The 26,491-nt window shown below is 68.8% G+C and carries 26 protein-coding genes; 8 read left to right on the forward strand and 18 right to left on the reverse strand.

What is annotated here, in order from left to right:
- Positions 1–67: 67 nt before the first annotated feature.
- The 10 genes from miaB to ACWGL1_RS10080 form a co-directional block, all read right to left on the reverse strand.
- A complete protein-coding gene (gene miaB / locus ACWGL1_RS10035) occupies positions 68–1,483 on the reverse strand; it encodes a tRNA (N6-isopentenyl adenosine(37)-C2)-methylthiotransferase MiaB (RefSeq protein ID WP_452111907.1) in 1,416 nt (471 codons plus the stop codon).
- 67 nt (positions 1,484–1,550) lie between these two features.
- The gene (locus ACWGL1_RS10040; protein ID WP_291780508.1) at positions 1,551–2,021 is read right to left on the reverse strand and encodes a Fur family transcriptional regulator; all 471 of its coding nucleotides are present in this window, start codon (positions 2,019–2,021) and stop codon (positions 1,551–1,553) included.
- A 37-nt stretch (positions 2,022–2,058) separates the two neighbouring features.
- The gene (rimI, locus tag ACWGL1_RS10045; RefSeq protein WP_338577481.1) at positions 2,059–2,493 is read right to left on the reverse strand and encodes a ribosomal protein S18-alanine N-acetyltransferase; all 435 of its coding nucleotides are present in this window, start codon (positions 2,491–2,493) and stop codon (positions 2,059–2,061) included.
- Positions 2,490–3,206, reverse strand: coding sequence for a tRNA (adenosine(37)-N6)-threonylcarbamoyltransferase complex dimerization subunit type 1 TsaB (tsaB, locus tag ACWGL1_RS10050; protein ID WP_452111908.1), 717 nt, complete (start codon positions 3,204–3,206; stop codon positions 2,490–2,492). The genes rimI and tsaB overlap by 4 nt, the downstream gene beginning before the upstream one ends.
- Positions 3,207–3,263: 57 nt before the next feature.
- Positions 3,264–3,632, reverse strand: a complete 369-nt coding sequence (locus ACWGL1_RS10055) for a helix-turn-helix domain-containing protein (protein WP_338577484.1) — start codon at positions 3,630–3,632, stop codon at positions 3,264–3,266.
- 60 nt (positions 3,633–3,692) lie between these two features.
- Complete coding sequence (locus ACWGL1_RS10060; protein ID WP_452111909.1) at positions 3,693–4,277, reverse strand: helix-turn-helix domain-containing protein; 585 nt, start codon at positions 4,275–4,277, stop codon at positions 3,693–3,695.
- A 61-nt stretch (positions 4,278–4,338) separates the two neighbouring features.
- On the reverse strand, positions 4,339–4,896 hold the full coding sequence (locus ACWGL1_RS10065; protein WP_312220217.1) for a NifU family protein: 558 nt from the start codon (positions 4,894–4,896) through the stop codon (positions 4,339–4,341).
- 87 nt (positions 4,897–4,983) lie between these two features.
- On the reverse strand, positions 4,984–5,451 hold the full coding sequence (locus ACWGL1_RS10070; protein ID WP_312220218.1) for a universal stress protein: 468 nt from the start codon (positions 5,449–5,451) through the stop codon (positions 4,984–4,986).
- A gap of 206 nt (positions 5,452–5,657) precedes the next feature.
- A complete protein-coding gene (locus ACWGL1_RS10075) occupies positions 5,658–10,520 on the reverse strand; it encodes an NAD-glutamate dehydrogenase (protein ID WP_452111910.1) in 4,863 nt (1,620 codons plus the stop codon).
- Between the two features lie 437 nt (positions 10,521–10,957).
- Entirely contained in the window at positions 10,958–12,142 is a 1,185-nt protein-coding gene (locus ACWGL1_RS10080) for an AI-2E family transporter (RefSeq protein WP_452111911.1), read from the reverse strand.
- A 116-nt stretch (positions 12,143–12,258) separates the two neighbouring features.
- On the opposite strand from ACWGL1_RS10080, the gene ACWGL1_RS10085 reads away from it, so the two are divergent.
- Both ACWGL1_RS10085 and ACWGL1_RS10090 read left to right on the forward strand, forming a co-directional pair.
- Positions 12,259–13,773, forward strand: a complete 1,515-nt coding sequence (locus tag ACWGL1_RS10085; protein WP_452111912.1) for a helicase HerA-like domain-containing protein — start codon at positions 12,259–12,261, stop codon at positions 13,771–13,773.
- A gap of 92 nt (positions 13,774–13,865) precedes the next feature.
- A complete protein-coding gene (locus ACWGL1_RS10090; protein ID WP_452111913.1) occupies positions 13,866–14,225 on the forward strand; it encodes a DUF3060 domain-containing protein in 360 nt (119 codons plus the stop codon).
- Positions 14,226–14,229: 4 nt separating this feature from the next.
- On the opposite strand, the gene ACWGL1_RS10095 is transcribed toward ACWGL1_RS10090, so the two are convergent.
- Together ACWGL1_RS10095 and timA are read right to left on the reverse strand one after the other, a co-directional pair.
- Positions 14,230–15,381, reverse strand: a complete 1,152-nt coding sequence (locus ACWGL1_RS10095) for an MltA domain-containing protein (protein WP_452111914.1) — start codon at positions 15,379–15,381, stop codon at positions 14,230–14,232.
- Positions 15,381–15,998, reverse strand: a complete 618-nt coding sequence (timA, locus tag ACWGL1_RS10100) for a TIM44-related membrane protein TimA (protein ID WP_291781205.1) — start codon at positions 15,996–15,998, stop codon at positions 15,381–15,383. Before timA ends, ACWGL1_RS10095 begins: the two co-directional genes overlap by 1 nt.
- Before the next feature lie 253 nt (positions 15,999–16,251).
- Between timA and secB the strand changes: the two genes are divergently transcribed.
- Both secB and ACWGL1_RS10110 read left to right on the forward strand, forming a co-directional pair.
- A complete protein-coding gene (gene secB / locus ACWGL1_RS10105) occupies positions 16,252–16,764 on the forward strand; it encodes a protein-export chaperone SecB (protein ID WP_291780472.1) in 513 nt (170 codons plus the stop codon).
- A 105-nt stretch (positions 16,765–16,869) separates the two neighbouring features.
- Complete coding sequence (locus tag ACWGL1_RS10110; RefSeq protein WP_291780469.1) at positions 16,870–17,211, forward strand: putative quinol monooxygenase; 342 nt, start codon at positions 16,870–16,872, stop codon at positions 17,209–17,211.
- Here ACWGL1_RS10110 and dnaQ read toward each other — a convergent pair.
- From dnaQ to ACWGL1_RS10140, 6 genes are read right to left on the reverse strand one after another with little or no spacing between them, the layout of a single operon-like run.
- Positions 17,169–17,894 (reverse strand): DNA polymerase III subunit epsilon, encoded by a 726-nt coding sequence (gene dnaQ / locus ACWGL1_RS10115; protein ID WP_291780466.1) that lies wholly within the window; start codon positions 17,892–17,894, stop codon positions 17,169–17,171. The two genes, ACWGL1_RS10110 and dnaQ, sit on opposite strands and share 43 nt — an antisense overlap.
- A 37-nt stretch (positions 17,895–17,931) precedes the next feature.
- Positions 17,932–18,747: an aminoglycoside phosphotransferase family protein gene (locus ACWGL1_RS10120; protein ID WP_452111915.1), complete on the reverse strand. Its 816-nt coding sequence runs from the start codon at positions 18,745–18,747 to the stop codon at positions 17,932–17,934.
- Positions 18,744–19,367: a dephospho-CoA kinase gene (coaE, locus tag ACWGL1_RS10125; RefSeq protein ID WP_452111916.1), complete on the reverse strand. Its 624-nt coding sequence runs from the start codon at positions 19,365–19,367 to the stop codon at positions 18,744–18,746. Before coaE ends, ACWGL1_RS10120 begins: the two co-directional genes overlap by 4 nt.
- On the reverse strand, positions 19,364–20,203 hold the full coding sequence (locus ACWGL1_RS10130) for a shikimate dehydrogenase family protein (RefSeq protein ID WP_452111917.1): 840 nt from the start codon (positions 20,201–20,203) through the stop codon (positions 19,364–19,366). The genes coaE and ACWGL1_RS10130 overlap by 4 nt, the downstream gene beginning before the upstream one ends.
- Complete coding sequence (locus ACWGL1_RS10135) at positions 20,200–20,799, reverse strand: Maf family protein (RefSeq protein ID WP_452111918.1); 600 nt, start codon at positions 20,797–20,799, stop codon at positions 20,200–20,202. The genes ACWGL1_RS10130 and ACWGL1_RS10135 overlap by 4 nt, the downstream gene beginning before the upstream one ends.
- Positions 20,796–21,665, reverse strand: a complete 870-nt coding sequence (locus tag ACWGL1_RS10140) for a pyruvate, water dikinase regulatory protein (protein WP_291780450.1) — start codon at positions 21,663–21,665, stop codon at positions 20,796–20,798. Before ACWGL1_RS10140 ends, ACWGL1_RS10135 begins: the two co-directional genes overlap by 4 nt.
- A 484-nt stretch (positions 21,666–22,149) precedes the next feature.
- Between ACWGL1_RS10140 and hemE the strand changes: the two genes are divergently transcribed.
- The 4 genes from hemE to rho all read left to right on the forward strand — a co-directional run bounded on the left by hemE (position 22,150) and on the right by rho (position 26,489).
- Positions 22,150–23,184 (forward strand): uroporphyrinogen decarboxylase, encoded by a 1,035-nt coding sequence (gene hemE, locus ACWGL1_RS10145; RefSeq protein ID WP_452111919.1) that lies wholly within the window; start codon positions 22,150–22,152, stop codon positions 23,182–23,184.
- Positions 23,181–24,260 carry a ferrochelatase gene (hemH, locus tag ACWGL1_RS10150; RefSeq protein ID WP_452111920.1) on the forward strand — a complete coding sequence of 360 codons (1,080 nt, stop codon included), beginning with the start codon at positions 23,181–23,183 and terminating at the stop codon, positions 24,258–24,260. The genes hemE and hemH overlap by 4 nt, the downstream gene beginning before the upstream one ends.
- Positions 24,261–24,270: 10 nt before the next feature.
- On the forward strand, positions 24,271–24,738 hold the full coding sequence (locus tag ACWGL1_RS10155) for a CopD family protein (protein ID WP_291780444.1): 468 nt from the start codon (positions 24,271–24,273) through the stop codon (positions 24,736–24,738).
- 251 nt (positions 24,739–24,989) lie between these two features.
- Positions 24,990–26,489, forward strand: coding sequence for a transcription termination factor Rho (rho, locus tag ACWGL1_RS10160; protein ID WP_338577514.1), 1,500 nt, complete (start codon positions 24,990–24,992; stop codon positions 26,487–26,489).
- The last annotated feature ends 2 nt before the right edge of the window (positions 26,490–26,491 follow it).

Consider the following 26,491-nt stretch of genomic DNA (forward strand, 5'->3'; position numbering starts at 1 on the left):
CGCGAGGCTGCTTGAGGGGGATTGTAAGCATTCCTGGCCTCACGCACGGCGCGTGGCGGAACAGGCGTCAGTTCGTCTGGATCAGGCGGCCGGTCAGGCTGTTCTGCTGGCCGCTGATGATCTCGACCGGAACGATCCGGCCGATCAGTTGATCCGCGTCCTCGACGTGGACCGATTGCAGATAGGGGGAGCGGCCGATGGCCTGGGCGCCGTGGCGGCCCTTCTTCTCGAACAGCACCGGCAGGACGCGCCCGGCCAGAGACTGGTTGAAGGCGACCTGGTGCTCGGTCAGCAGGGCCTGAAGGGCATGCAGGCGCGCCTTGGCGATTTCGTCCGGCACCTGAGCCGCCATCGTCGCCGCAGGCGTGCCGGGGCGCGGCGAATACATGAAGGAGAAGGCGCTGGCGTAATTCACCTGCCGCACCAGATCCATCGTGTCCTCGAAATCGCGATCGGTCTCGCCAGGGAAGCCGACGATGAAGTCGCCAGACAGCGCCATGTCCGGCCGCGCCGCGCGGATGCGGTCGATCAGGTCGAAATACTTCTGACGCCCGTGCTTGCGGTTCATCAGCCGCAGGACGCGATCCGAGCCCGACTGAACCGGCAGGTGCAGATAGGGCATCAGGGCGTCCAGATCGCCGTGCGCCGAAATCAGGTCGTCCGACATGTCGTTCGGGTGGCTGGTCGTATAGCGGATGCGCTCGATGCCGGGGATGTCGGCCAGGGCGTAGGCCAGCTTCGCCAGGGTGAAGGGCTTTCCGTCCGGCCCCTCGCCGTCATAGGCGTTGACGTTCTGGCCCAGCAAGGTGACCTCGCGCACGCCCCGGTCGGCCAGGGCGCGGGCCTCGTCCAGCACCGCCGCGACCGGGCGCGACCACTCGGCGCCGCGCGTATAGGGCACGACGCAGAAGGTGCAGAACTTGTCGCAGCCTTCCTGCACCGTCAGGAAGGCGGTGACGCCCTCGGTCCCGCGCGTGGCGGGCAGGGCGTCGAACTTCTCATTGGGGGCGAAGTCGGCGCCGATGCGCTCGCCGCGCGCCCGCGCGGTGCGGGTCAGCAACTCCGGCAGCTGGTGATAGGCCTGTGGCCCGACCACCAGATCGACCGCCGGCTGGCGCTTCATGATCTCCTCGCCCTCGGCCTGGGCGACGCAGCCGGCCACGGCGATGGTCATGCCGCCATCGCCCGCCGCTGCTTTTTCTTCCTTCATCTGCCGCAGCTTGCCGAGTTCGGAATAGACCTTCTCGGCCGCCTTCTCGCGGATATGGCAGGTGTTCAGAATGACGAAGTCGGCGCCTTCGGGCGTGTCCGTCGGCGCATAGCCCAGCGGCCGCAGGACGTCGGCCATGCGTTCGGAATCGTAGACGTTCATCTGGCACCCGTAGGTCTTGATGAACAGGCGCTTGGGCGTCGCCTCGCCTTCGGGCGCGACGCCGTGGCCCAGGACAGGGGCCGGGACAGGCTTTTCGAGCGTATCGGTCATGTCCGGCTTATGATCGCCGAAACCGACGACGGCAAGCGTCGGCAGGGTCTGGGGCCGACGGCCGAGGTCAGTCTTCGGCCTCTTCGCGGGGGCGGCGCTTGTAGATCAGCCCCTCCCGCTCCACCGGCTCGGCGCCGGGGATGACGTGACCGTACAGCTCCAGCTTGTGACCGACCAGCTCATAGCCGAGCTTGCGGGCGATCTCAGTCTTGAGGCGCTCGATCTCAGCGTCGAAGAATTCGATGACTTCGCCCGTCTTGGTGTCGATCAGGTGGTCGTGGTGGTCGTCGCCGGCCTCTTCATAACGGCTGCGGCCGTCGCCGAAGTCGTGCTTCTCGACCACGCCCGCCTCTTCGAACAGGCGCACGGTGCGATAGACGGTGGCGATGGAGATGTGCGGATCGATCGCCGAAGCGCGGCGATACAGCTCCTCCACATCGGGGTGGTCCTCGGCATTCGACAGGACGCGGGCGATCACCCGACGTTGCTCGGTCATGCGCATGCCGCGCTCGGCGCAGAGTTTTTCGATCCGGTCCATGGCGGCGAAGATAGGATGGACCGTCGCCTTATGGAAGCTATCGAGAAAAGTTCAGGACCAACGTCAGCGCATCCTCTCGGCGTCCGTCCGCATGCGAATAATAGCCGCGTCGCCGCCCCATCTCGACGAAGCCGCTTCGGGCGTACAGGGCGCGGGCGGCGCCGTTGCCCTCGGCGACTTCCAGGAACATCCGTTCGGCGCCCAGGGCGGCGGCGCGCACCACCGCCGCCTCGACCAGTCGCGCGCCCAGCCCCGCGCGCTGCGCCGAGGGCCGCACCGCCAGGGTCAGAATCTCGGCTTCGTCGACCACGACGCGGATCAGGATGAAGCCGCCCTCCTCGGCCACGGCGAATACGCCCGGCGAGGCCAGGAGTTCGGCCAGCACCGCCCGGTCCCAGGCCGCCGCGAACGCCTCGGCGTGGATCGCGGCGAGGCGAGCAGGATCGACCGCCGGGAAGATCGGGTCGCTCACGCGGCGGGCTGACGCGGCTGGCCCGGCAGACGGCTGGGCGGCGTGGCGTCGGGCGCGCGCAGATAGAGCGGCTGCGGCGGGGCGGTCGTCGGATCGGCGGCCAGGGCGACGGCCGCCAGCGCCTCGGGCGCGGGAGCGGGCAGGGGATGTAGGGCGGCGCTCGCCAGTTCAGGGAAGGCCTCGGCCAGCACCTCGGTCCCGCTTCCGACCAGGACCGGCCGCGCGTCCCCGGTTTCAGCCTGAATGCGGTCGCGCGCCGCCTCGAGGGACAGCGCCTCCGCTTCGCCGAGCGCCACGCCGTCGCGGAACAGACGCGCATAGACCTGTCCCCGGCGGGCGTCGATGACAGCGGCGACCAGGCCCTCGGACGGGACCGAGGCCGCCAGGGCGTCCAGGGTGGAGATTCCGACCACCGGCCGATCCAGCGCCGCGCCCAGCCCCAGGGCGAAGGCCAGGCCGACACGCAGGCCGGTGAAGGAGCCCGGCCCCACCGTCACCCCGATGCGCGCCATCCCGTCGAAACCGCCCGCCTCCGCCGCCGCATCGCGCGCCAGTCCGCCCAGTCGCTCCTGATGGCCCTTGGTCATCAGCTCGGCGCGCAGGCCCAGGGGCCGGGGCTGGGGCTGGGGCTGGAGCAGGGCGTCGCCGGCTTCGCCCTCGAACACTCCGACGGCGCAGGCGCCCAGCGCCGTGTCGATGACCATGATCTTCATGGCCCTGTCCCTAATGCGAAACCGGCGCGGATGCGACCGCTTCAACGCCGAAGACCGTCAGGCCGCCGCCATGGCCTGGGCGACGCGGGTCAGGGCGCGACGCGCGCCGGCGTCGGGAATCCGCGCGAAGGCCTCGGCCAGACCTCGCCCTTCGGCGCTGGTCAGAACCGGGTGCAGCAGCTCCGCCTCGCCCTCGGTCTCAGGTCGCGCTGGGAAGAAGTCGCCCACCGAACAGCCCATGGCCATCGCCGCCTGATGCAGACGCGAGGCGGAGACGCGATTGACGCCGGTCTCATACTTCTGGACCTGCTGGAAGCTGACTCCCAGTTCTCGCGCCAGGACGGACTGGGACCAGCCGAGGGCGGAGCGCCGGGCGGCGATGCGCAGGCCGACGGCCTGATCGATATGATGGCTGCGACGCGACATGATCCCTCCGCTTTCAACCAGAGAGTTTCATGAACGACCGCATCATGCAACTATTTTGTTTCATTCGTCGTCAAAGCGGCCGGTCACAGCCGACATCGACTGGATGCGTGAACGCGCGATCCGCTCCGTGCGGTCCAGACCGCCTGCGCCGAGAACCACGACTTCGGCGTCGTCGGCGCGATCATAGAGGCGAACCCTCTGGGCGCCGTCGTCGATCTGGATGACGCAGCCCTGGCCCCGCCGGGGCCAACGCCCCGGCACATACTCCAGCACCGTTCCGGCCGACGCCCAGGGCGCCAGCTCGTCCGTCTCCAGCCGCAGCCGACGGGTCTGAACGGGCGCGCCGTCGAAGACGCGGCCGCGGGCTGAAAGTCCAGTGGCGGGAAGGGCTTCAGTCGAAGCCGGCTCGCCGCCCATCTGCAGGACCAGCGCCTCGGGCGTTGCATCCAGAGCGCCGGTCAGGCGGCGCTGGACGTCGGGACGGAACAGGCTGGAGCGTTTGCCCGCCTCATACAGGCCCCAGCCCTGGCTGGTCATGCCGATCCTTGCGCCCGCCTCGGCCTGGCTCAACCCGCGTTCACGCCGCAGCGTCGCCAGGGCCTCGCCCAGGGCGCGAGCCTGGGATGTCTCGTCCGAACCGCTCATGACGCCATCATGCCCGAGGGCGCGCCGTCCGACGAGTGTTTCATGTGAAACAGGGCGGCGCTTACAGCACCTGTTCGACGCTGGTCACTTCGGGAACGTAATGGCGCATCATCTGCTCGACCCCGGCCTTCAGGGTCGCGGAGGAGGAGGGGCAGCCCGCGCAGGCGCCGCGCATCCGCAGACGCAGCACGCCGGTTTCCTCGTCGAAATGGTCGAACAGGATGTCGCCGCCGTCCTGGGCCACCGCCGGACGGATGCGGCTGTCGAGCAGGCCCTTGATCTCCGCGACGATCTCCGTGTCCTCGCCGGCGTCCTCGCTCACGGCTTCACCGGCTCGAACCAGGGGCGCGCCAGAGACGAAATGATCCATGATGACCGACAGGATCGGCGCCTTCATCTCGCTCCAGTCGGGTCCCTGCGCCGCGCGGGTGACCGAGACGTAGTCGGCGCCGAAGAAGACCCCCTCGACCCCTTCCAGTTCGAAAAGGGCCTCGGCCAGAGGCGAGGCGGCCGCCTCGTCGATGGTGCGATACTCCAACACGGCCTGCGGGGCGACGTCGCGGCCCGGCAGGAATTTGAGCGCGTTGGGATTGGGCGTGGCTTCGGTCTGGATGAACATGAGCCTCAGATGCGCCCTGCCGCGGCCCGGTTCAAGTGGGCGCTCAAGCAGCGAGCCGCCGCGCGGCGAGCGATAGCGCCCCTTGGATCAAGCCAGATCCAGAATCTCGTCCTCGGTCAGTTCGCCGGGAACGATGGTGACGGGCAGCTTGCGGCCGGTCAGGGCGGCGCCCTGTTTCAACACCGCCGACACCAGGGGGCCCGGGCCGCGTCCGTTGGCTCCGGCCGCCAGGATCAGGATCTTGATGTCGGGATCGTCGCCCACGGCCTTGCGGATAGCGGCCTGGGGGTCGCCTTCCTCGATCAGATAGACGGGCGGCGCGCCCGAGGTCTCGGCGACCTTCTCGCCCAGCCGGGCCAGCAGGCCTTCCGCCTCCTCGCGCTGCTGGCGGCGGATTTCGTCGCGAACGCCGGACCAGTGCTCGTCCGATCCGCCGGGCAGGGCGCGCAACAGGACCACATGGCCTCCGGTCGAACGGGCGCGGCGCGAGGCGTAAGCCAGGGCGGCGCCCAGCTCGGGACTGTCGTCGACGACGACGAGGAACTTCCTGGGCATGGGCCCTCCGGTTCACTGAACAGCAGGCGCCACCTAAACCGACCCCGCCCCAAACGCCAAGGCCCGCCCGCCTCGCCAGACGACGAAACGGACGGGCCCTGATCCTCTCGCGACGAATGATCGCGCTCCAAGAAGCGCTCAAGCAGCGAGCGACGGCGTCGCGAGCGTAACGCGTGACGCCGGGCTCTCGTCCGGCGTCACCTCGCTTAGGAAGCTGAAGCCAGCACCTCGCGGATCGCGCCGTTGGCGATGGTCAGCTTGGCGAAGGTCCAGCCGGAGCCCGAGGTCTCGATCTCGTCGACCGAGCCGCGCAGGGCCTCCACCTGATCCATGCGGGCGCCGATCCAGGCGTCGACCGCCTGTTCCGCACTGTCCTCGCCGGCGCCGGCCGCCTCGGCCGAGGCCTTGGCCACGGCGCGGGTCAGCTGCTGCTGCTCGGTCATCAGGTCCTGGATCAGGCGACGCACGGCCAGGCGGTCGAAGTGATCGCCCGACGGCACCGACCCGGCCGCCACGCGCAGGCGGTCGAAGTCGAAGGCGGCGCCGACCTGGTGATAGACGCGGGCCATGGCCGGAGCGTCCCAGCCCAGTTCGCCGGCCAGGTCGCCGATGTCGGCCGTGGCCACCATCGGACGCAGCATGGCGATGTCGCGCGCCAATTCTTCCGGCGCGCCCAGACCGATGAAGGTCTGGACCCGGCCTTCGTAGCGGGCGTGCTCATAACGCGACAGCACCTGCGGACCGGCGGCGCGCAGGGCGTCGGCGGCGGGCTGGTAGGCGGCGATCATGCCGCCGACTGTCGTCTCGGTGCGAGCCGCGCGACGCGCCAGCCAGAAGGTCTGGCGACGCAGGACCAGGGCGATCTCCTGATACAGGGCCGTCTGGGCCTCGGCCGGGATCTTCAGGTCCAGGGCCGACACCGCCTTCCAGGCCTCGTCGAGGCGGAAGACGTGACGCGCGGTCTCGAAGGCCGTGACCATGGCGGCGGTGTCGCACTCGGCCGCCGCGCGCAGGCGGTCGGCGAAGGTCGGTCCGGCCATGTTGACGATCTCGTTCGACAGCACGGTGGCGATGATGTCGCGACGCAGGCGGTGCCCCTTCATGTCGCTCTCGAACTGGGCGAGCGGCGTCGGGAAGTAGTCGACCAGCATCCGCTCGAAGAAGGCGTCGTCCGGCGCGGCCGAGGCGACGATCTCGTCGAACAGTTCGAGCTTGGAATAGGCGGTCAGCACCGCCAGCTCCGGCCGCGACAGGGCCTGGCCCTGCAGCTTCATCTCGGCCATGCGGGCGTCGTCGGGCAGGTATTCGACCGCCCGGTTCAGCTTACCGATCGAAACCAGGTGCTGCATGAAGGCCTGCTGGGCGTCCAGGGCGTTCGCCCCTTCGGCCTGTTGCAGGGTCAGGGCCAGCGTCTGGTCGTAGTTGTGACGCAGGACGTTATGCGCCACCTCGTCCGTCATCGACTTCAGCAGGGCGTTGCGATCCTCGGCCTTCAGATGGCCCGAGGCGATGGCGCCGCCCAGCAGGATCTTGATGTTCACCTCCTGGTCGGAGGAGTCCACGCCGGCCGAGTTGTCGATGGCGTCGGTGTTCAGCCGCACGCCGACGCGCGCCGCCTCGATGCGGCCCAGCTGGGTCATGCCCAGGTTGGCGCCTTCGCCGATGATCTGGGCGCGAACCTCGCCGCCGTTGATGCGGATGGCGTCGTTGGCCTTGTCGCCGACCTGCAGGTTGGTCTCGCCCGAACCCTTGATGTAGGTGCCGATGCCGCCGAAGTAGAGCAGTTCGGCGCGGGCCTTGAGGATGGCCTGCATCAGGGTGACCGGGTCGACGCTGTCGGCCTCGATGTCCAGCAGTTTCTTGATCTGGGGCGTCAGGGCGATCGACTTGGCTGAGCGCGAGAAGACGCCGCCGCCTTCCGAGATCAGGCTCTTGTCATAGTCCTGCCAGCTGGTGCGCGGCGTCTCGAACAGGCGCTTGCGCTCGGCCCACGACTTCGCCACGTCCGGGTTCGGGTCGATGAAGATGTCGCGGTGATCGAAGGCGGCCACCACCTTGGTCGCCTGCGACAGCAGCATGCCGTTGCCGAAGACGTCGCCGGACATGTCGCCGACGCCGACCACGGTGAAGGGCTCCGTCTGGATGTCCTTGCCGACTTCGCGGAAGTGGCGCTTGACCGCCTCCCAGGCGCCGCGCGCGGTGATGCCCATCTCCTTGTGGTCGTAACCGGCCGAACCGCCCGAGGCGAAGGCGTCGTCCAGCCAGAAGCCGTAGGACTGGCTCACGCCGTTGGCGATGTCCGAGAAGGTCGCCGTACCCTTGTCGGCGGCCACGACCAGATAGGGGTCGTCGCCCTCCCAGGCCACGACATTCGCCGGACGCACCGGCGCGCCGTCGCCGACGATGTTGTCGGTGATGTCCAGCATCCCGGACAGGAAGGTCTTGTAGGCGCGGATGGCCTCGGCCTGCGTCTCCTCGCGCGTGCCGCCGACCGGCAGTTGCTTGGGATAGAAGCCGCCCTTGGAGCCGACCGGCACGATGACCGAGTTCTTGACCTGCTGGGCCTTCACCAGACCCAGGACCTCGGTGCGGAAATCGTCACGACGGTCCGACCAGCGCAGACCGCCGCGCGCCACCGGGCCGAAGCGCAGGTGCGTGCCTTCGACATACGGCGCCCAGACGAAGATTTCGCGGAAGGGCTTGGGCAGGGGCAGATCGGCCAGTTCCTGGGCCGCGATCTTGATCGAGATGTGGGCCTTCGGATTCCCCTCGGCGTCGACCTGATAGAAGTTGGTGCGCTTGATCCCGTCGATCAGGGCCGAGATCCGGCGCAGGGCTCGGTCGTGATCCAGGCTCTTCACGTCCTGCAGCAGGGTTTCGATCTTCGCGTCCAGTTCAGCCACGGCCGCTTCGCGCTCGGCGACCGAACCGCCATGGGCCGGGTCGAACTTGGCCTTGAACAGGGCCAGGATGGCGCGTGCTGCGTCAGGGTATTCGCGCAGGGCCGCTTCCTGAACCGACTGGGAGGGGTCCAGACCCGTCTGCTGGCGGTAACGCGCCAGGGTGCGGATCAGGGCCGCTTCGCGCCAGTCGACGCCCAGTTCCAGCACCAGGCGGTTGAAGCCGTCGCTCTCGGTACGGCCGTTCCACACGGCCTTGAAAGCCTCCTCGAACGGGGTCTTGAGGTCGGCGAAGACCAGGTCGGCGCCGCGCGGGTCTTCCAGCAGGAAGTCGTGGATGTAGATCGGCTCCTGGCCGATCGTCCGCACGACGTGGTCGGATTCCTCGAGCGTCTTCAGACCCATGTCGGCCAGGATCGGCAGCACGTCGGACAGCGGCACGGCCGACCCGCGGCGATACAGCTTGAAGCGGAACTGCAGGTTGGTCTCGTCGGCCGTGCGGAAGGCGCGCACCGCCACCGGCTCGGCATGGACGCCGTCGGCCGCCGAGCCGTCGTTCAGGCGATCGAACTGCTCCAGGTCAGCCACTGCCTCGGCCGCGTCGTAACGGTCGCGGAAGGCGACGCCGAAACCCTCGGCCCAGCGGGCGCTGGTCGGGCCGACGGCGGCTTCGTCCACCCCGGCCAGGCGCAGGGCGCGCTCGAAGCGGTCGATCCAGCTGCGTCCGGCCTCGGCCACCTCGGCCTCCAGGGCCTTCAGGTCGGGCACGGGGTGCTCGCCCGGCGTCACGCCGATGATGTAGTGGACGCGCGTCAGCGGCTGGTCGCTCAGCTGCGGATACCAGGCCGAGACGCGGCCGCCCCAGGCCTTGGCCAGAATGCCGCCGATGCGCTGGCGCAGGCCCGCGTCGAAACGCTCGCGCGGGATGAAGCACAGCACAGAGACGAAGCGGTCGAACGGATCGCGGCGCGTGAACAGGCGGATGCGCGGACGATCATACAGGTGCAGGACGCCCAGCGCCGTATCCAGCAGCTCGTCCTCGCCGATCTGGAACAGCTCGTCGCGGGGGTAGTTCTCGAGAATGTTCTTCAGGCGTTTGTGATTATGGCTGCCCGGCGTCTTGCCCGCGCGTTCCAGCGCATTGGCCACCTTACGCCGGACCAGCGGCACCTCCTTGGCCATCTTGTCATAGGCCTCGGCGGTGAACAGGCCGACGAAGCGCGTCTCTCCGGTCGGCTTGCCGTCGGCGTCGTAGCGTTTGACCCCGACATAATCCATGTAGGCCCGCCGGTGGACCCGCGAGCGCATATTGGCCTTGGCCACGGTGACCGGATCGCTCTCGTCCAGCTGGCGCTGCATGGCGGCGGTCAGGACGGCCGGTTCGGAGGCGCGGCGCAGCACGCGGCGTTCGGGATCACTGAGAACGCCCAGACCGTCGCTGGACTGGTTCAGCGGCGCCTCGGCCTCATACGAACCGGACGCGTCGCGCGGATAGTCGTAGTCGCGGGCGCCCAGGAAGACGAAATGGTCGCTCTTGGCCCAGCGCAGGAACTCGAGATTCTCCTTCAGCACCTCGGGGTCCACGCCCTTCGGCGGCGCGGCCTCCAGACGCTGGACGGCCTCGCGCATGGCCTGAACCATGGCGCCGTGATCGCGCACGGCGGCGCGGACATCGGCCATGGCGGTCGCCAGACCCTCGCCCAGGGCGTCACGACGCTCCTGCGGCAGGGGATCGATGACGACGATGATCAGGGAGTCGCGACGGCCCGCCTCGATCTCGACGATCGGGTGGAACAGGGCCCGAACGGTGACCCCCGCCTCGGCCAGGGCGACCAGGACGCTGTCGACCAGGAACGGCCCGTCGTCCTGCAGGATCAGGATCTGGTCGTAGCCGGTGTTGACGCCGGCGGCGTCGGCCAGCGGGCCGACGGTGATGCGGGCGGGCTCGCCCGCCTTGCGCGCCTCCGCGCCGCGCCAGGCGCCGGCCAGCAGGACGGCCAGGTCGTCGCCGCCGAGTTCAGGCGTCTCATCGGCGGAATAGTCGTCGAAGGCCTGAGCCAGCAGAGTCTTCTCCGCCGCGCCCGGCGGCGCCGCAATCCGCGCATAGGCCGCCTCCAGCGCTCCCAGGTCGGCGGGAACGGCGGGAACGATGCGCGAAGCAGCGGACATGACTCAGGTCTCGAACGGCGCGGTGGAAAACCGCTGGGGAAAACAGCCGCACCTTAGCGCTCCCGGCGAGAACGGCTAGGCCGTCGAGGCCCTGAAACACAGGGAATTTCGGTGTGCAGCGCACCATGTTGCGCCAGAGGCCCAGTTGTGGACGGTTTTGGCCCTGGTCGCCGTCGAACAGAGAAACAAAAGCCCCAATTCCGCCGTGATCGGACAGAAGCGGCTTAAGCTTCAATCCGAAAACAGGCTCTGAAACGAACAAGGCCGTCGAACGGAGTCCGACGGCCTGCTCGGTCCGGCGCTCAGGAGGGGGAGGGGAAGCGCCGGCCTGGGACGTCGCGGTCCGGGAGGGGGAGGGGAGGACCGCGTCGTCGTGTGAGGGTGAAATAGGCGTCGATTGCGGCAGTTCAAGGACAAGAAGAGAAAATTTTCGAGTTCTATGTCTGCGGCGGGACGTCGCGGCCCCGGATACGGCGAAGCCAGGATGATCGTCCCCAGACGGAACGTTTCTGGGCGGCGTCTTCTTCCGTCCCCTTGTCCTTGACCTTGCCCGGCCGCTTGGCGGCGTAGGGTTCGCCGTCGCCCGACAGCAGGACCGCGATCCAGCGCGACCCTTTGAACTCGGCCAGGATGGCCATGGCCATCACCGCCAGCGGCGTCGACAGGAACATCCCCGCCACGCCCCACAGCTTGCCCCAGAAGGCCAGGGCCAACAGCACCACGATGGGGTCGATGTTCTGATTGTCGCCCTGCATCCGCGGCTGGACCAGGTTGCCGACCAGGAACAGCAGGGTCTGAAGGCCCACGAACAGGATCAGGGCGGGCCAGTAGCTCTCGAACTGGACCAGGGCGAACAGGGGCGGGGCGCAACCGGCCACGGCCCCGCCGAGCACTGGGATGAAGCCGACGATGAAGATGACGAAGGTCCAGAACTCAGCGTTCTGAAGCCCCACCGCCCGCATCAGCACCCAGGCCACGGCGCAGATCATGGCCCCGGTCACAGCCTGGACCCACAGATAGCCCTCGACCCCGCCGCGCACGCGCTCGAACACCTCCAGCGCCTCCTGGCGCGGGCCGCGCTCAGGGAACATGCCGACCATCTTCTTACGGAAGCCCGCCTGGGAGGCCAGCAGGAAGCCCAGGTAGATCATGACGAAGAAGGCGCCGGTGGCGGCCCCCTGCACCTGGAAGGCCGTCGTGGTCAGCCAGCCGCGCACGTCGATGCCGGCGATCATGTCCTGCAGGGTGGGCGGGTCGCTGACCCCGACCAGGGCCGAGACGTCCCGGCTGATCTGGTCGATGCGCGGGCCGATGCTGCCCGCCACGCCCGAGGCGTCGGTGAAGAAGCCCGCCGCCCCGTCGACGATGATCCAGATCGACAGCAGGAAGCCCAGCACCACCACGATCAGGGCGGCCGCCCCCGCGAAACGCGGCGGAACGGGGGTGCGACGCTCGATGGCGCGCTTCACCCCGTCGATCATGATCATCAGGAACAGGGCCATGGCCAGAGGCGTCAGGATGTCCCTGAGCCAATAGAGGGCGGCCCCCGCCGCCACGACGGCGATCAGCACCACCGCATTCGTGGCCGGGGAGGAATGACTGACGGTGATCGGAAGCTTCATGGCGGAACTGTCGTCGTGGCCGGGAACCGCGTCAATCGCTGTAAACCGCCGAGGTTCCGCCTTGCGGCGACGGCGTGGTGGATTAAGCATGGCGGGGCACGCAGGAGACCCGCTTCATGACCGACGCCCCCGCCCTGTTTCTCGGCCAGTCCTTCGAGGGCGCGCCCGAGCGCCTCTTGCTGAACCGCGCCAATCGCCACGGCGTCGTCGCCGGCGCCACCGGAACGGGCAAGACCGTGACCCTTCAGATCATGGCCCAGGGCTTTTCCGAGGCGGGCGTCCCCGTCTTCTGCGCCGATGTGAAGGGCGACCTGTCCGGCATCAGTCAGGATGGCGGCGTCGAGAAGTTCGCCGAGCGCGCGGGCAAGATGGGCCTGACCCTGAACGGCAAGTCGGCGCCCGTCGTCTTCTGGGACCTGTACGGCCAGAAGGGGCACCCGATCCGGGCCACGGTCTCCGATGTCGGTCCGGTCCTGCTGGCCCGGATGCTGGAGTTGAACGACGTGCAGGAAGGGGTGCTGACCGTCGCCTTCCACGTCGCCGACAAGGAAGGCCTGCTGCTGCTGGACCTGGAGGATCTGCGCGCCCTGCTGGCCTATGTCGGCGAGAACGCCCAGACCATCGGCCGCGAGGTCGGCAACGTCTCGCCCACCTCCATCGCCGCCATCCAGCGGGCCCTGCTTCAGCTGGAGCAGCAGGGCGGCAAGGCCTTCTTCGGCGAACCGGCCCTGCGTCTGGAGGACATGATGCGCACCGCCCTGGACGGCCGGGGCCAGGTAAACGTGCTGGACGCCACGCGACTGATGAACAGCCCGCGGCTCTACGCCGCCTTCCTGCTGTGGCTGCTGTCCGAGCTGTTCGAGCAACTGCCCGAGATCGGCGACCCGGAGAAGCCGCGCCTGGTCTTCTTCTTCGACGAGGCCCACCTGCTGTTCAACGACGCGCCCAGGGGCCTGCTGGAGAAGGTCGAGCAGGTGGTGCGCCTGATCCGCTCCAAGGGCGTCGGCGTCTATTTCGTCACCCAGAACCCGGCCGACATTCCCGACAGCGTCCTGGCCCAGCTGGGCAATCGGGTGCAGCACGCGCTGCGCGCCTACACCCCCGCCGAGCAGAAAGGATTGCGCGCCGCCGCCCAGAGTTTCCGCGCCAATCCCGCCTTCGACACGGCCGAGGCCATCCAGGCCCTGGGCGTGGGCGAGGCCCTGGTGTCGACCCTGGACGAGAAGGGCGCGCCGACCGTGGTGGCCCAGACCAAGATCCGTCCGCCCGACTCGCGCCTCGGCCCGGCCACCGAGGCCGAACGCGCCGCCACCATGGCCGCCAGCCCGGTGCGCGGAGTCTATGACACGGCGGTCAACCGCGAGTCGGCCGAAGAGGTGCTGAAGGCCCGCCGCGCCCAGGCCGACCGCATCGAAGCCGAGACCGCCACGGCGGCGGCTGAGGCCAAGGCGGCGGAAAAGGCCGCCCGTTCGACCGCTGCGTCCCGCGCGCCGGCCGCGCCGCGCCCGCGCGCCTCGTCCAACCGGCAGACGCCGATTGAGGCTCTGACCAAGTCGGTGCTGCGAACCGCCGGCTCGACCATCACCCGCGAACTGCTGCGCGGCGTGCTGGGCAGTCTGAAAAAACGATAGGCCGGGCGCCATCAGGTCCAGCCTCCGGGAACCCGGTCAAGCTTCAGCGCATTTGAGCTCGGCCTTCAACCTGACCGTCTGGATTCCCGCCCATGCTGATTTCGCCTGTCGCCTCCATCGTCGTTACGGCTCTCGCCTTCCTGCCGACCCAGATCGGCGCGGTAGACATCGGTCCTGAGCTCATAGAGGTCGCGGGCATGGGCCACATCCGGACCATCCCCTGCGAAGGTCGACGCGTCGAGGTTCAGGGCACGGGCCACGCCCTGACCTTCACCGGCGTCTGTTCGGGTCTGGAACTGTCCGGCGCGAACAACTTCGTCACCATCACCCTGTCGCCGAACGCCGTGCTGGACGTCTCGGGCAGCGGTCAGGCCGTGCGCTGGCGTTCGTCCGGCGAGCCCCGCCAGAGCCTGAGCGGCGCCAACAACAGCGTCGTCCGCGTCCGAGACTGATCAGTCAGCCGCGCGGGACAAGGCGCCACATCCGCAAGGGGTGGCGCACCGCCCCCGCCTCATGCCCCGCTGCGTCGCCTCGGCCGATGTAGAGATCGGCGCGCACGGGGCCGCGGATCGCCGAGCCGGTGTCGAGCGTCATGACCAGACCGCGATAGCTGGCGCGTGCGCCGCGCAGATTGCCGCCGTCCGCCTCGATCCAGGCCGCCTCGCCGTAGGTCCAGCGCGACGGGTCCACCGCGACCGACCGGCGCGCAGGCAGAGGCACCCCCGCCGCCCCCGTCGCCTCGTTTCCGTCGTCGGCGCTGGTGGTGAAGAAGATGTAGCGGGGGTTCAGCGCCATCACCCGACGCGCCTCGGCCCCGCGATGGGCGGACAGCCAGCCGCGGATGGCCTCGCCCGAGGTCCCGTCGCGCGGCAGCAGACCCTGTTCCGCCATCGGCCGGGCGATGCCGACGAATTTGGCGCCGTTGTCGGCGGCGTAGGCGGCCCTCAGACGGGCGCCGTCCGGGAAGGTCAGGGTTCCCGAACCTTGAATCTGCAGGAAGAAGAGGTCCTCGGCCTTCATCCAGGCCAGAACGGAGGACTGAGCCGAGCCCGCCTCGATGGCGGCGCGATCGCCGACGTCGGCCAGATTGGCCGGGCGGCTGAGGACCGGGGCGTCGAACTCCGCGTCCGGAACGCGACGGGCCGGATACTCGGGCGCGAAATAGGCGGTCAGCAGGCCGCGCCCGCCGTCGTCGGTGCGGACTTCGGTCGCAGTGAAACGGCTTTCAAGGAAGGCGCGCGCATCGCTGGGATTGGCCCGGGCGGCCAGGGCGCGCGCGTCGCGACAGGTTTCGACGGCGATGCGCGACGGGCCGCAGCCGGCGGCGTAGGCGCGCAGGGCGGCCAGGTGATCCTCTTCGGACCAGCCGGGCAGGGCGGCTAGGCTGAGCTCGCCGACTGCGGGCGGAGATACAGGCGGGGACACCGGCGGCGGGAGGGTCGGCGCAGGTCCGGGGCCCGGCGTGGGAACCGGGCGCGGGGTCGAGGCGCAGGCCGCAGCCAGCAGGGAGAGGGCCAGGACGCCGGACAGACCGCCCAGTCGTCCAAGCGGAGCCGTAAGGAGACGGGCCGCGCCCGTCTGATCGAGGGGCGCGGACCGAGCCGTCATCAGGCGGTCGCCGGCTCGACGCGGGCCAGGGCCCAGTTGGGGTCGGACGCGCCCAGACGGCGCTCGAAGGTCCAGATCTCGGCGGTGCGCCGCTCCTCGGTCACCGTCTCGCCGCCCGAAGGCGTGAGCGAGCCGCGCACCTCGGCCAGGAAGCGCACCTTGGCCAGGGCGCGGTCGCCCTCGGCCGTCGCCGACTCAAGATCGGCGCGCGGCGGATGGACCAATTCGGCGCCCTCCGTGTCGCCCCGGGCTTCGCGCGCCGCGATCCCGGCCTCGAACGAGCCCATGACCTTGTCGGTCAACAAGGGGCGCAAGGCGTCGCGGTCGCCCTTGGCGTAGGCGCGCACGATGGTCTCATAGGCCTGGCGCGCGCCCTCCAGGAAGCGGTGCGGGTCGAAGTTCGGCTCGCGCGCCTTCAGCCCGGCGATCGCCGCCGTCAGGGCGGGATCGACGACAGGTCCGCGCGGGGCCTCGGGCGCCCCTGCCGGAGCGGCCGGAACCGGAGCGGGCTTGGGGTTGTCCTCGGGCTGACGGCCGACCTTCTTGCCCAGCACATTATAGAGCTGGAACAGCAGCACCGCCGCGATGACGGCGAAGATCACGATCTGAAAGGTCACCGGCACGGTGGGTTCCTCGGCTAGTCAGGCCTCATCTTCCCGGACGGGAAGCGCCTCAGGGTTCCCCCGTGAGGCGAAAAGGCAGGTCGTACAACGTGATTAGGGGTCGATCCGGGCGGACGCAAGGCGAAGCGAGGGACGAACGCCGGTCTCGACGTTGCGACACAGGGTCCCGCCATGCTACCGCCGCCCTTCACGCCCGCCTCCGGAGGGAGCGGGACGCCTCCATTTCTGCAAGACGGTTTCCAGACTCATGACCGACGCCACGCCGCCCGCCGACGCCAACGGCCAGACGCCCGACCAAGCCCAGCCGCAAGGCCCCGGCTTCCGTATCCTGGCCCAGTACGTCCGCGACCTGTCGTTCGAGAACCCCAAGGCGCCGGACAGCCTGCGCATCGACGGCAAGCCGGCCATCGACATGGGCGTCGAAATGAACGCCCAGGGCCGCCCCGACGGTCTGTTCGAAGTCGATCTGAAGCTGTCGATCAAGGCCACGGCCGACGACAAGACTCCGGTGTTTCACGTGGAACTGCTCTACGGCGGCCTCTTCGCCCTGCAGGGCGTCCAGCCTCAGGACATCGAGCCCCTGCTGCTGATCGAATGCCCGCGCTACCTCTTCCCCTTCGCGCGCCAGATCATCGCCCAGGCCACCGCCGACGGCGGCTTCTACCCGCCCTTCATGGTCGACCCGATCGACTTCGCCGCCATCTACGTCGCCCGTCAGCAGCAGATCGCGGGCGCCCCGGCCGAGACCGGCCAGGCATAAAAAAGGGTCGCTAACGCGAGGCGCGCGGCGCCTCGCTGCTTGAGCGACTATCTATGAGAGAGGGGCGTCTAGTCGGACGCCCCTTTTTCTTGCGCTGGAGGGTCCGTGCTCAAGGTCATCGCCGAGGACTTCATCAAGCCCGAACATGTCGAGACGGTGCGGCCTCTCTACGCCGAACTGGTGCGGCTGACGCGGCGGGAACCGCTGTGCCGCGCCTATGATCTGTTCGAGGATCACAAACAGCCCGGCCATTTCATCTTCATCGAGGAATGGCCCGACCAGGCGGCGCTCGACGCCCATTGCGCCAGCGAGCACTTCCGGCGCCTGGTCCCCCAGATCGACGCCCATCAAGCCAGGGCGGGGACCTATATCCTGATGAAGCCCGTCCTGGCGGGCCCCGCCGATCAGGCGGCTTCTTCAGCCTCGATCTCGACCGTCACCCCATAGCCCGCCCACAGGCTGAAGTCCTTGAGCGTCGCCTTGAGGAAGGCCAGGTGCGCAGCCTCTTCCTCTGCCGTGACCAGGGCGGGGAGGGGGCGGGGCCGGGCGCCGTAGGCCGCGCGCTCCGCCGTCTCCGTCGCACCGCTGCGCGTCGAGGTCAGGTCCAGCGCCCGCTCCTTGCCGCCGCGCAGCTCCAGATAGACTTCGGCCAGCAGACGGGCGTCGATCAGGGCGCCGTGCAGGGTGCGCTCGACCAGGCTGATCTTGTAGCGTTTGCACAGGGCGTCCAGCGAGTTGGCCATGCCCGGAAACCGCTTCTGGGCCAGGGCCAGGGTGTCGATCCAGCGGTCCTGCGGCGGCGGCTTGCGGCCGATGCGGCCGATCTCGAAGTCGATGAAGTTGCGGTCGAAGTTGGCGTTGTGCGCGATCAGGGGCGCGTCCCCCAGGAACTCCATCAGGTCATCGACGACCTCATGGAATTTGGGCGCGTCCTTCACCTTGTCGTCGGTGATGCCGTGCACTTTGATCGCGTCCGGGGGGATCAGCCGCTCGGGGTTGATGAAGCGATGGAAGGTCCGCCCCGTCGGCAGCAGGTCCTCGATCTCGATGCAGCCCACCTCGATCAGCCGGTCGCCGGTCTTGGGATCGAAGCCGGTGGTTTCAGTGTCGAGAACGATTTCGCGGGCCATGTCCCTTAATGCCGGGGTTCGGCCCTGAACGAAAGCCTCAGACCTCCAAGGTCCGACGGATGGCCTGAGCGACCTCCAGACTGCGCGCCGCCTCCTCGCGGTTCTCATCCTCCAGATGCCAGGCGGCGGAGAGGCAGGCGTGACAGAATCCCCAGGCCAGGATCGCCTGTGCCGGCCGTCCGACCGCCGGCGCCAGGGTCCGGGCCAGACGCTGCGCCCGCTCGGGATCGGTTCGAAGATCCTGCCGCTCCACAGGATTGTAGAGCAGATTGGCCGCATCATAGGCCGGATCGCCCAGGACACCGTGCGGATCGATCGCCAGCCAGCCGCGTGGGCCGTGCAGGATGTTGTCGTGATGAAGATCGCCGTGCAGCGGCCGGATCGACACGCCTTCCGACATCAGGCTCGCTGTCAGGCCTGCGGCCTCGCTGAACAAGCCGCCCTGATTGTCGGCCTCAAGCCTCAACGCCGCGAAACGGTCCTCCATGGTCTGGAGGCCCCCGGCCGGGCGATCCGAAGGCGCGTGAAGCGCGCCCAGCACATCGGCGGCGATTCGGGTCGCGGCGGCGTCGCCCTCGACGTCCAGCACCGAGGTCAGGGTGCGGCGGCCGGCGTCCTCAAGCCATTGCCAATCCCCCTCCGCGCCCAGAAGGCGGATCGCGCCGGCTCCGTCACGCCAACGCAGCCAGGCCAGAGCCTGCGGCGCGTCCGACGCCGCCTGCGGGCTCAGACGTTTGACCACGCTCGTGCGGCCTTCGCTGTCCACGGCTCGCCAGACCGAGCCGCCAATCCCCTCGGCCAGGAGGGTCAGCTTCGTCAGCTTCCAGACGGAAGGGACCGCGGGCGGCGTCATGCTCCGGCGGCGCTCGTTGGCGATCGCCAGTCCGGCGCCAGAACGGTCTTCACGACCGCGCGCACCTGATCGCGCGCGACGTCCAGCCCGTGACCCGTGTCGATCAGAAAATCGGCGCGCGCGCGCTTTTCGGCGTCCGGCGTCTGGCGCGCCAGGATGGCTTCGAACCGTTCGCGCGTCATGCCGGGACGGGCCAGGACGCGCTGCGCCTGAACCTCGACGTCCGCCGTGACCACGACCACGGCGTCGACGAAAGCCTCGCCGCCGGTCTCGAACAACAGGGGGATGTCCACGACCGCCAGCCGGGCGCCCTGCGCGGCCGCCGTCTTCAAGGTCTCGGCCCGGTCAGCCGCGACCAGCGGATGGACGATGGCCTCCAGCCGCTCGAAGGCGGCCTCGTCGCGCCCCAGGGCTTCGGCCAGACGCGACCGATCCACAGCGCCGTCCACGACCACGCCGGAAAAGGCCTGCGCCAACGGGGCGACCGCCGCGCCGCCGGGAGCGTAGAGGCGATGAACGGCGGCGTCGGCGTCCCACACCACGGCGCCTTCGTCAGCGAACATTCGCGCCGTGGTCGACTTGCCCATGCCGATGGAGCCGGTCAGGCCGAGGACGATCAAACCGCTTCTCCGAGATGCGCCAGAAGCAGGGCGCGCAGGTCCAGCGGCGGCGGCGGGCGGCGGAAGATGGCCTCGAACGATGGCGTCGCCTGGCCGATCAGCATGGCCAGACCGTCCACGGCGGTCAGGCCGCGCGCCCGCGCCGCCGCCAGCAGGGGCGTGACGACGGGCTTGTAGGTCATGTCCATGACCACCGCCGACGGCTTGAGCGTTTCCAGCGCGATGTCCGGCGCCACGCTCAAGGCGTTGATGACCAGATCGGCGTCTTTCAGGACGCCGGCGTCCGGGGCGACCGAAACGGCCGGGCCCAGGTCGACGGCCAGGGCCTCGGCCCGCTCGCGCGTGCGGTTCAGGATGGAAAGGGCGGCGCCCGCCTCGATCAGGGCGCCCGCGCCCGCGCGCGCCGCGCCGCCCGCGCCCAGGATGACGACCGAGGCGCCGTTCAACGTCAGCCCCGGCGCCTGTTCCGCCAGGGCGTAGAGCACGCCCGCGCCGTCGGCGCTCTCGGCCCGCACCCGGCCCTCTTCGAAGACCAGGATGTTGGCCGAGCCGGTCAGGCGCGCCGCCGCCCCAGCTTCATCGGCCAGGGCGAAGGCCTGTTCCTTGAACGGCGCCGTGACGTTGACGCCGGCGATCAGCCCCGCGCGGCCCGCCGCCACCAAAGCCTCGAACCCCGCCGCATCCCGGGGCGCGAAAGCGGCGTAGGCGGCGTCGATTCCGCCCGCCTCCAGCCAGGCGTTGTGGATCACCGGGCTGAGCGAATGGCTGACCGGATATCCGACGATGCCGCCCAGCAGGGCGGCGCCGGTGATGCGGCTGACAGGCTTGCCGTTCATGATGCGATCACCCCCGCGCGACGCAGTTCGGCCAGGATCGGCCACAGCGGCAGGCCCAGGACTGTGAAATAGTCGCCTTCCACCGCCTCGAACAGCTGCGCGCCCAGCCCCTCGAGCCGGTAGGAGCCGACGCAGGACAGCAGCCCCTCTCCCTCCGCCGCCAGATAGGCGTCGAGGAAGGCGTCGGAGAAGTCGCGCATCTTCATCTCGACCGTATCGACCCCGGACCAGACGACCTGGCCGTTGCGGGCCAGGGCGGCGCCCGAATGAAGCTGATGCGTGCGGCCGCGCATGGCCGACAACCGTTCGCGCGCGGCGTCCAGCGTCGCCGCCTTGGACACCAGACCGCCGTCGAAGGCCAGGGTCTGGTCGGCGCCCAACACCCAGGCGTCGACGTCATGGCGCGATACGGCCAGGGCCTTGGCCCGCGCCAGCTCGACCGCCAGCTCGACCGGATCGACGCCCGGCGTCTTCAGCGCGTCCTCGTCCACGTCGGCGACCTGGACGACGAAGGGCACGCCCGCATCGCTCAGCATGGCGCGACGCGCGGCGCTCTTGGAGGCCAGGATCAGGCGTTCGCCGTCGGTCGTCGTCACATCGGGGCTCCCAGCTTGCGGCTGCGCCGCTCGCTCAACAGGTTGATGATGGCGGCCGCCGTCTCTTCGACCGAGCGACGCGTCACATCGATGGTCGGCCAGCCCCGCCGCTCGAAGGCGCGTCGGGCCTTGATGGTCTCTTCGCGCACGGCGTCATGATCGACATAGGCCGAGGCATGGCCCGCATTGAGCCCGTCCAGCCGGTTGCGGCGGATCTGCACCAGACGGTCGGGCGACACGGTCAGGCCGACGACGAGGGGATTCTTCAGTCCGGTCAGCCGCTCGCCGTCCTCCTGGCCGGGCACCAGGGGCACATTGGCCGCGCGAATGCCTCGATGCGCCAGATAGATGCAGGTCGGCGTCTTGGAGGTGCGGCTGACGCCGCACAGCACCACGTCCGCCGCCTCCAGCTGCTCCAGCGTGCCCTGGCCGTCGTCATGGGCGATAGCGTAGTCGAGCGCGCTCATGCGGTTGAAATAGCCCGTATCCAGGGCGTGCTGCGCCCCGACCCGGGCCGAAACGTCCGCCCCCAGATAACGCGACAAGGCCCCCACCAGCGGGTCCAGCGCCCCGATCTGCGGCATCTGCAGCCGACGGCAGCCTTCCTCCAGCTGCTCGCGCAGGTCCCGATCGACGAGGGTGTGCAGCACCACGCCGGGGGCTGCGGCCACCTCTTCAAGCACGCGATCCATCTGCTTGGTCGACCGCACCAGGGCGTAGATGTGCTCGATCGGAATGACGCCATCGAAGCGGGCGATCACCGCCTTGGCCATGGCGTTCAGCGTCTCGCCGGTCGAGTCCGACACCAGGTGGACGTGAAAATAGGTGGCCAGGCGCGAGGCGCCGGGAGGGCGGGCGGGGCTCATGAGGACGGCGTCTCCTTCTCCGAACCGGTCAGACCATCCCCGCGCCCTGTTGAAAAGCCGGGGCGCCGTTCGTGAAAGACCGGGCGCCGAATCCTCTAGCAAGCCCCGACGCCGGTCGCGAGCGGGGATCGCGGGCGCCGTCGCCCCGATCGGCGCCGGAGTCGTCCGCCTGGGCGCCGGAGATTCATCCCGTTCTGGGGGTCGGACAATTTGTCCAACAACGGCGCCCGTGGATTCACCCACAACGGCGCCCAGAGAGGAAGCCGAGTCCCGCGGGTGTTTCACGGCTTATCCCCACGACTCACACCCCGCCTTGTAAACGCCCGGATTTCTCCGTCGCCGACAGGGGACAAAAGGGAGTCGAACCGGGACTGTCGACACTTATCCCCGCGCTCCCCGGCTCTGCTTCCAACCTCTAATTCTTTCAATTCTTAAATCTGAATAGGGATTGAGGCTTGAGGGTGTGCATCCTAAAGGCCGAGACATGAGCACGCCCCTTCTGATCCAGGCTCTCCAGGGCCGAACCCTTTCTCGCCCGCCCGTGTGGTTCATGCGTCAGGCCGGGCGCTACCTGCCGGAATACCGCGAGCTGCGAGCCAAGGCGCCGGACTTCATCGCCTTCTGTCTGAACCCTGAGATGGCGGCCGAGGCGACGCTGCAGCCGATGCGCCGTTTCGGCTTCGACGCCGCCATCGTCTTCGCCGACATCCTGCTGATCCCCGGCGCCCTGGGCCAGAAGGTGTGGTTCGAGGCGGGGGAGGGGCCGCGCCTGGGCGCTCTGCCGTCCGTGCAGTCGATGGCCGACAAGGCTCAGCAGGCTGGAGAAGCGCTCAAGGCCGTGGGCCAGACGCTCAGCCTGGTGCGCGCGGAACTCGAGCCGGAACGGGCCCTGATCGGTTTCGCCGGGGCGCCGTGGACCGTGGCCACCTATATGCTGGACGGCGAACACCGCACCATGGGCAAGGGCGAGCGCGGTCTGGCGCGCACCTACGCCTACACCCAGCCCGAGATCGTCTACGGCCTGCTGGACGTGCTGGTGGAAGCCACTGCCCGCTATCTGAAGATGCAGCAGGACGCCGGCGCCCAGGTCCTGAAGATCTTCGAGAGCTGGGCCGAGGGCCTGCCCGACGATCTGTTCGAGACCCTGGTGCTGAAGCCGCATCAGAAGCTGGTCGCCCGCGCCCGCGAACTGGGGGTCACCGTGCCTCTGATCGGCTTCCCGAGGGGCTCGGCGGCCCTGGCTGAACGCTATGCGCGCGAATGCGACGTGCAGGGCGTGGCGCTGGACACCGCCTGTCCCCTGGAGGTCGGCCAGCGCGTCCAGGCGATCAAGCCCATCCAGGGCGCGCTGGACCCCCTGCTGCTGCGCGCGGGCGGCGACGCCTTGGACCGCCGCGTCGACCAACTGATGGAGGCCTGGGGCCAGGGGCCGTGGATCTTCAACCTGGGCCACGGCATCCTGCCGGACGTGCCGATCGCCCATGTCGAACAGGTGCTGAAGCGGATCAGCGCCCAATGAACAAGGCCGCCACAAACCCCGAGGGACGACCCAACCGGCGCGTGGCGGTTGTTCTGACCAATCTGGGCGGTCCTGATCGCCCCGAAGCGGTCAAACCCTTCCTGTTCAACCTGTTCAACGACCCGGCCATCATCGGCTTGCCGGGGATCGTGCGTACGCCGCTGGCGAAGCTGATCTCCAGCCGTCGCGAGACCTCGGCCCAGGCCAACTACGCCCTGATGGGCGGCGGCTCTCCCCTGCTGCCCGAGACGCAGAAGCAGGCTGAAGCTCTGTCGCGCGCCCTGGCCGACGCCGCGCCGGGCGACGACAGCCGCGTCTTCATCGCCATGCGGTACTGGCATCCGCTGACGGAAGAGGCGGCGGCGGCGGTCAAGGCTTTCCAGCCGGACAAGATCGTCCTTCTGCCCCTCTATCCGCAGTTCTCGACCACCACGACGGCCTCCTCGCTGAAGAAGTGGACCGAGTGCTACGACGGCCCCGGCGAGACCCACGTCGTCTGCTGCTATCCGGACGCTGAGGGGCTGATCGAGGCCCAGGCGCGTCTGATAAGGCAAACACTTGATAAGGCCGAAGGAAAGCCGGTTCGGGTACTGTTCTCGGCCCACGGCATCCCTGAGAAGCTGGTCGCCGCCGGCGATCCTTATCAGGCTCAGGTCGAGGCCACCGTGGCCGCCGTGGTCGAGCACATGAGCCTGACCGATTGGGCCATCTGCTATCAGAGCCGGGTCGGGCCGCTGAAATGGCTGGGACCGGCCACGCCGGACGCCATCGAGCAGGCGGGCCGGGACGGCGTGGGCGCCGTCGTCGTGCCCATCGCCTTCGTCTCAGAACACATCGAGACCCTGGTCGAACTGGACATGGAATACGGCGAACTGGCGCACAAGGTCGGTTGCGCCCCTTATTTACGCGCCCCGACGGTCAGCGCGGACCCGGTCTTCATCACCGCCCTGGCCCAAGCGGTCGAGCGGGCGCTGGAGACGCCGGGGATCGCGCCGCAGGGGGCTTCTCAGGGCGGACCATGCGCCCACTTGAAAGCCTGTCCGTCTGGCTGTTCAAAGGTCTCCAGGGCGGCCTGAGGGGAGCGACATGGACTATTACAACCTGGCCCGCGGGCTGCACATTCTGGCGGTGATCGCCTGGATGGCCGGAATGCTCTTCCTCCCGCGTCTGTTCGCCTATGACGCCGAGCAGAACGCCAAGCCCGAACCCCTGCGCGGCGAGATGCAGGCCCTGTTGCGGGTCTGGCAGACGCGTCTGCTGCGCATCATCATCAATCCGGCGATGATCCTGGCCTTCGTCTTCGGCGGCTGGCTGCTGTGGCTGCGCAGCGGCGACGGCGCCGACTGGTCCTTCGCCCATCAGCCGTGGATGGTGACCAAGCTGATCGGCGTCTTCTTGTTGGCGGCTTGGCACGGCTTCCTGGCTGGGCAGCGCAAGAAGATCGCGGCCGGCACGTCGAAATATTCGGGGCGTTTCTGGCGGATGACCAATGAGATTCCCTTCGTCCTGGCCATCATCATGGTGTTGTCGGTGACGATGGAGTGGACATTCTAGAAGTCCTGACGCGAGCGACGGGGGCGCGCGCTGCTTGAGGGCCCTTGACCCGCGCGGGTCTTTCGTGGTTCCGCTACGGTGAACCGTGCGGCCGATCCGTGCAGTGCGGTCCCTCTCTTTTCGCGACGCCTGCCGGTTCGAACCTGCGGGAGACCGTCGCCCTCCCTCGCAGCCCCTGCGGCTGAAGCCATCGACGACCTTCTGCTCCTGGGCGCCCTGCGGCGTTCGGGTGCGCGAACGAGCACGCCATCATGACCGATACGCCTGAGACGCCGGAAACCGAAGTCCCTGAAAATACGGCGGAAACGCCTGTCGAGCGGCCGCGCCGCACCCTGAGCCTAGGCGGCAGCCGCGCTGCTGCGCCGGTCGAGGAAGCCGCGCCGGAAGAAACCGTCGTCGCGCCCGTCGCTGAAGACGACGATCACGGCGTCGACACCACGGCCGAGGACGACGATGAGGACGACGACGGTGAACCCATCGTCCCCAACGGCCGCATCACGCTTCAGGAACTGAACGAGAAGACGCCGGAAGACCTGGTCGCCTTCGCCGAGGGTCTGGACATCGAGAACGCCGGCAATCTGCGCAAGCAGGACCTGCTGTTCGCCATCCTGAAGACCCTGGCTGACGAAGAGGTCGAGATCATCGCCTCCGGCGTGCTGGAGATCCTGCCGGACGGCTTCGGCTTCCTGCGCAGCCCCGACGCCAACTATCTGCCGGGTCCGGACGACGTCTATGTCTCGCCGTCGCAGATCCGCCGCTTCGGCCTGCGCTCGGGCGACACGGTGCACGGCGCCGTGCGCGGCCCGCGTGAGGGCGAGCGCTATTTCGCCCTGCTCAAGGTCGACACGATCAACTTCGAAGATCCGGAGATGGTCAAGACCAAGGTCCTGTTCGACAACCTGACGCCGCTCTATCCCGAAGAGCGCCTGCACATGGAAATCCAGGACCCGACGCTGAAGGACCGCTCGGGTCGGGTCATCGACATCGTCGCCCCGCTCGGCAAGGGCCAGCGCTGCCTGATCGTCGCCCCGCCGCGCGTCGGTAAGACGGTCATGCTGCAGAACATCGCCAAGTCGATCGAGCGCAACCACCCGGAAGTCTTCCTGATCGTCCTGCTGATCGACGAACGCCCCGAAGAAGTCACCGACATGCAGCGCACGGTGAAGGGCGAGGTCGTCGCCTCGACCTTCGACGAGCCCGCCTCGCGCCACGTCGCCGTCGCCGAAATGGTGATTGAAAAGGCCAAGCGCCTGGTCGAGCACAAGAAGGACGTGGTGATCCTGCTGGACTCCATCACCCGCCTGGGCCGCGCCTACAACGCCACCGTTCCGTCGTCGGGCAAGGTGCTGACCGGCGGCGTCGACGCCAACGCCCTGCAACGGCCCAAGCGCTTCTTCGGCGCGGCGCGCAACGTGGAGCAGGGCGGCTCGCTGACCATTATCGCCACGGCCCTGATCGACACCGGCAGCCGCATGGACGAGGTGATCTTCGAAGAGTTCAAGGGCACCGGCAACTCGGAAATCGTGCTGGACCGCAAGGTCGCCGACAAGCGCATCTTCCCGGCCATCGACGTGCTCAAGTCGGGCACCCGCAAGGAAGACCTCATCACGCCGAAGGATCAATTGGCCAAGACCTATGTCCTGCGCCGCATCCTCAACCCGATGGGTCCGCAGGACGCGATCGAGTTCCTGCTCGACAAGCTGCGCCAGTCGAAGAACAACGGCGATTTCTTCCAGTCGATGAACACATAATT

It is taken from the genome of Brevundimonas sp. NPDC055812 (assembly GCF_053616535.1).

Coding starts and splice junctions, on each gene's coding strand:
- ACWGL1_RS10040 (WP_291780508.1), bottom strand. CDS start 2,021: ATGGACCGGATCGAAAAACTCTGCGCCGAGCGCGGCATGCGCATGACC.
- ACWGL1_RS10070 (WP_312220218.1), bottom strand. CDS start 5,451: ATGCCCAGGAAGTTCCTCGTCGTCGTCGACGACAGTCCCGAGCTGGGC.
- miaB (WP_452111907.1), bottom strand. CDS start 1,483: ATGACCGATACGCTCGAAAAGCCTGTCCCGGCCCCTGTCCTGGGCCAC.
- hemH (WP_452111920.1), top strand. CDS start 23,181: ATGAACAAGGCCGCCACAAACCCCGAGGGACGACCCAACCGGCGCGTG.
- ACWGL1_RS10155 (WP_291780444.1), top strand. CDS start 24,271: ATGGACTATTACAACCTGGCCCGCGGGCTGCACATTCTGGCGGTGATC.
- ACWGL1_RS10060 (WP_452111909.1), bottom strand. CDS start 4,277: ATGAGCGGTTCGGACGAGACATCCCAGGCTCGCGCCCTGGGCGAGGCC.
- ACWGL1_RS10085 (WP_452111912.1), top strand. CDS start 12,259: ATGACCGACGCCCCCGCCCTGTTTCTCGGCCAGTCCTTCGAGGGCGCG.
- dnaQ (WP_291780466.1), bottom strand. CDS start 17,894: ATGGCCCGCGAAATCGTTCTCGACACTGAAACCACCGGCTTCGATCCC.
- hemE (WP_452111919.1), top strand. CDS start 22,150: ATGAGCACGCCCCTTCTGATCCAGGCTCTCCAGGGCCGAACCCTTTCT.
- ACWGL1_RS10055 (WP_338577484.1), bottom strand. CDS start 3,632: ATGTCGCGTCGCAGCCATCATATCGATCAGGCCGTCGGCCTGCGCATC.
- ACWGL1_RS10095 (WP_452111914.1), bottom strand. CDS start 15,381: ATGACGGCTCGGTCCGCGCCCCTCGATCAGACGGGCGCGGCCCGTCTC.
- ACWGL1_RS10065 (WP_312220217.1), bottom strand. CDS start 4,896: ATGTTCATCCAGACCGAAGCCACGCCCAATCCCAACGCGCTCAAATTC.
- ACWGL1_RS10090 (WP_452111913.1), top strand. CDS start 13,866: ATGCTGATTTCGCCTGTCGCCTCCATCGTCGTTACGGCTCTCGCCTTC.
- ACWGL1_RS10140 (WP_291780450.1), bottom strand. CDS start 21,665: ATGAGCCCCGCCCGCCCTCCCGGCGCCTCGCGCCTGGCCACCTATTTT.
- ACWGL1_RS10075 (WP_452111910.1), bottom strand. CDS start 10,520: ATGTCCGCTGCTTCGCGCATCGTTCCCGCCGTTCCCGCCGACCTGGGA.
- ACWGL1_RS10080 (WP_452111911.1), bottom strand. CDS start 12,142: ATGAAGCTTCCGATCACCGTCAGTCATTCCTCCCCGGCCACGAATGCG.
- rho (WP_338577514.1), top strand. CDS start 24,990: ATGACCGATACGCCTGAGACGCCGGAAACCGAAGTCCCTGAAAATACG.
- ACWGL1_RS10130 (WP_452111917.1), bottom strand. CDS start 20,203: ATGAACGGCAAGCCTGTCAGCCGCATCACCGGCGCCGCCCTGCTGGGC.
- secB (WP_291780472.1), top strand. CDS start 16,252: ATGACCGACGCCACGCCGCCCGCCGACGCCAACGGCCAGACGCCCGAC.
- tsaB (WP_452111908.1), bottom strand. CDS start 3,206: ATGAAGATCATGGTCATCGACACGGCGCTGGGCGCCTGCGCCGTCGGA.
- ACWGL1_RS10120 (WP_452111915.1), bottom strand. CDS start 18,747: ATGACGCCGCCCGCGGTCCCTTCCGTCTGGAAGCTGACGAAGCTGACC.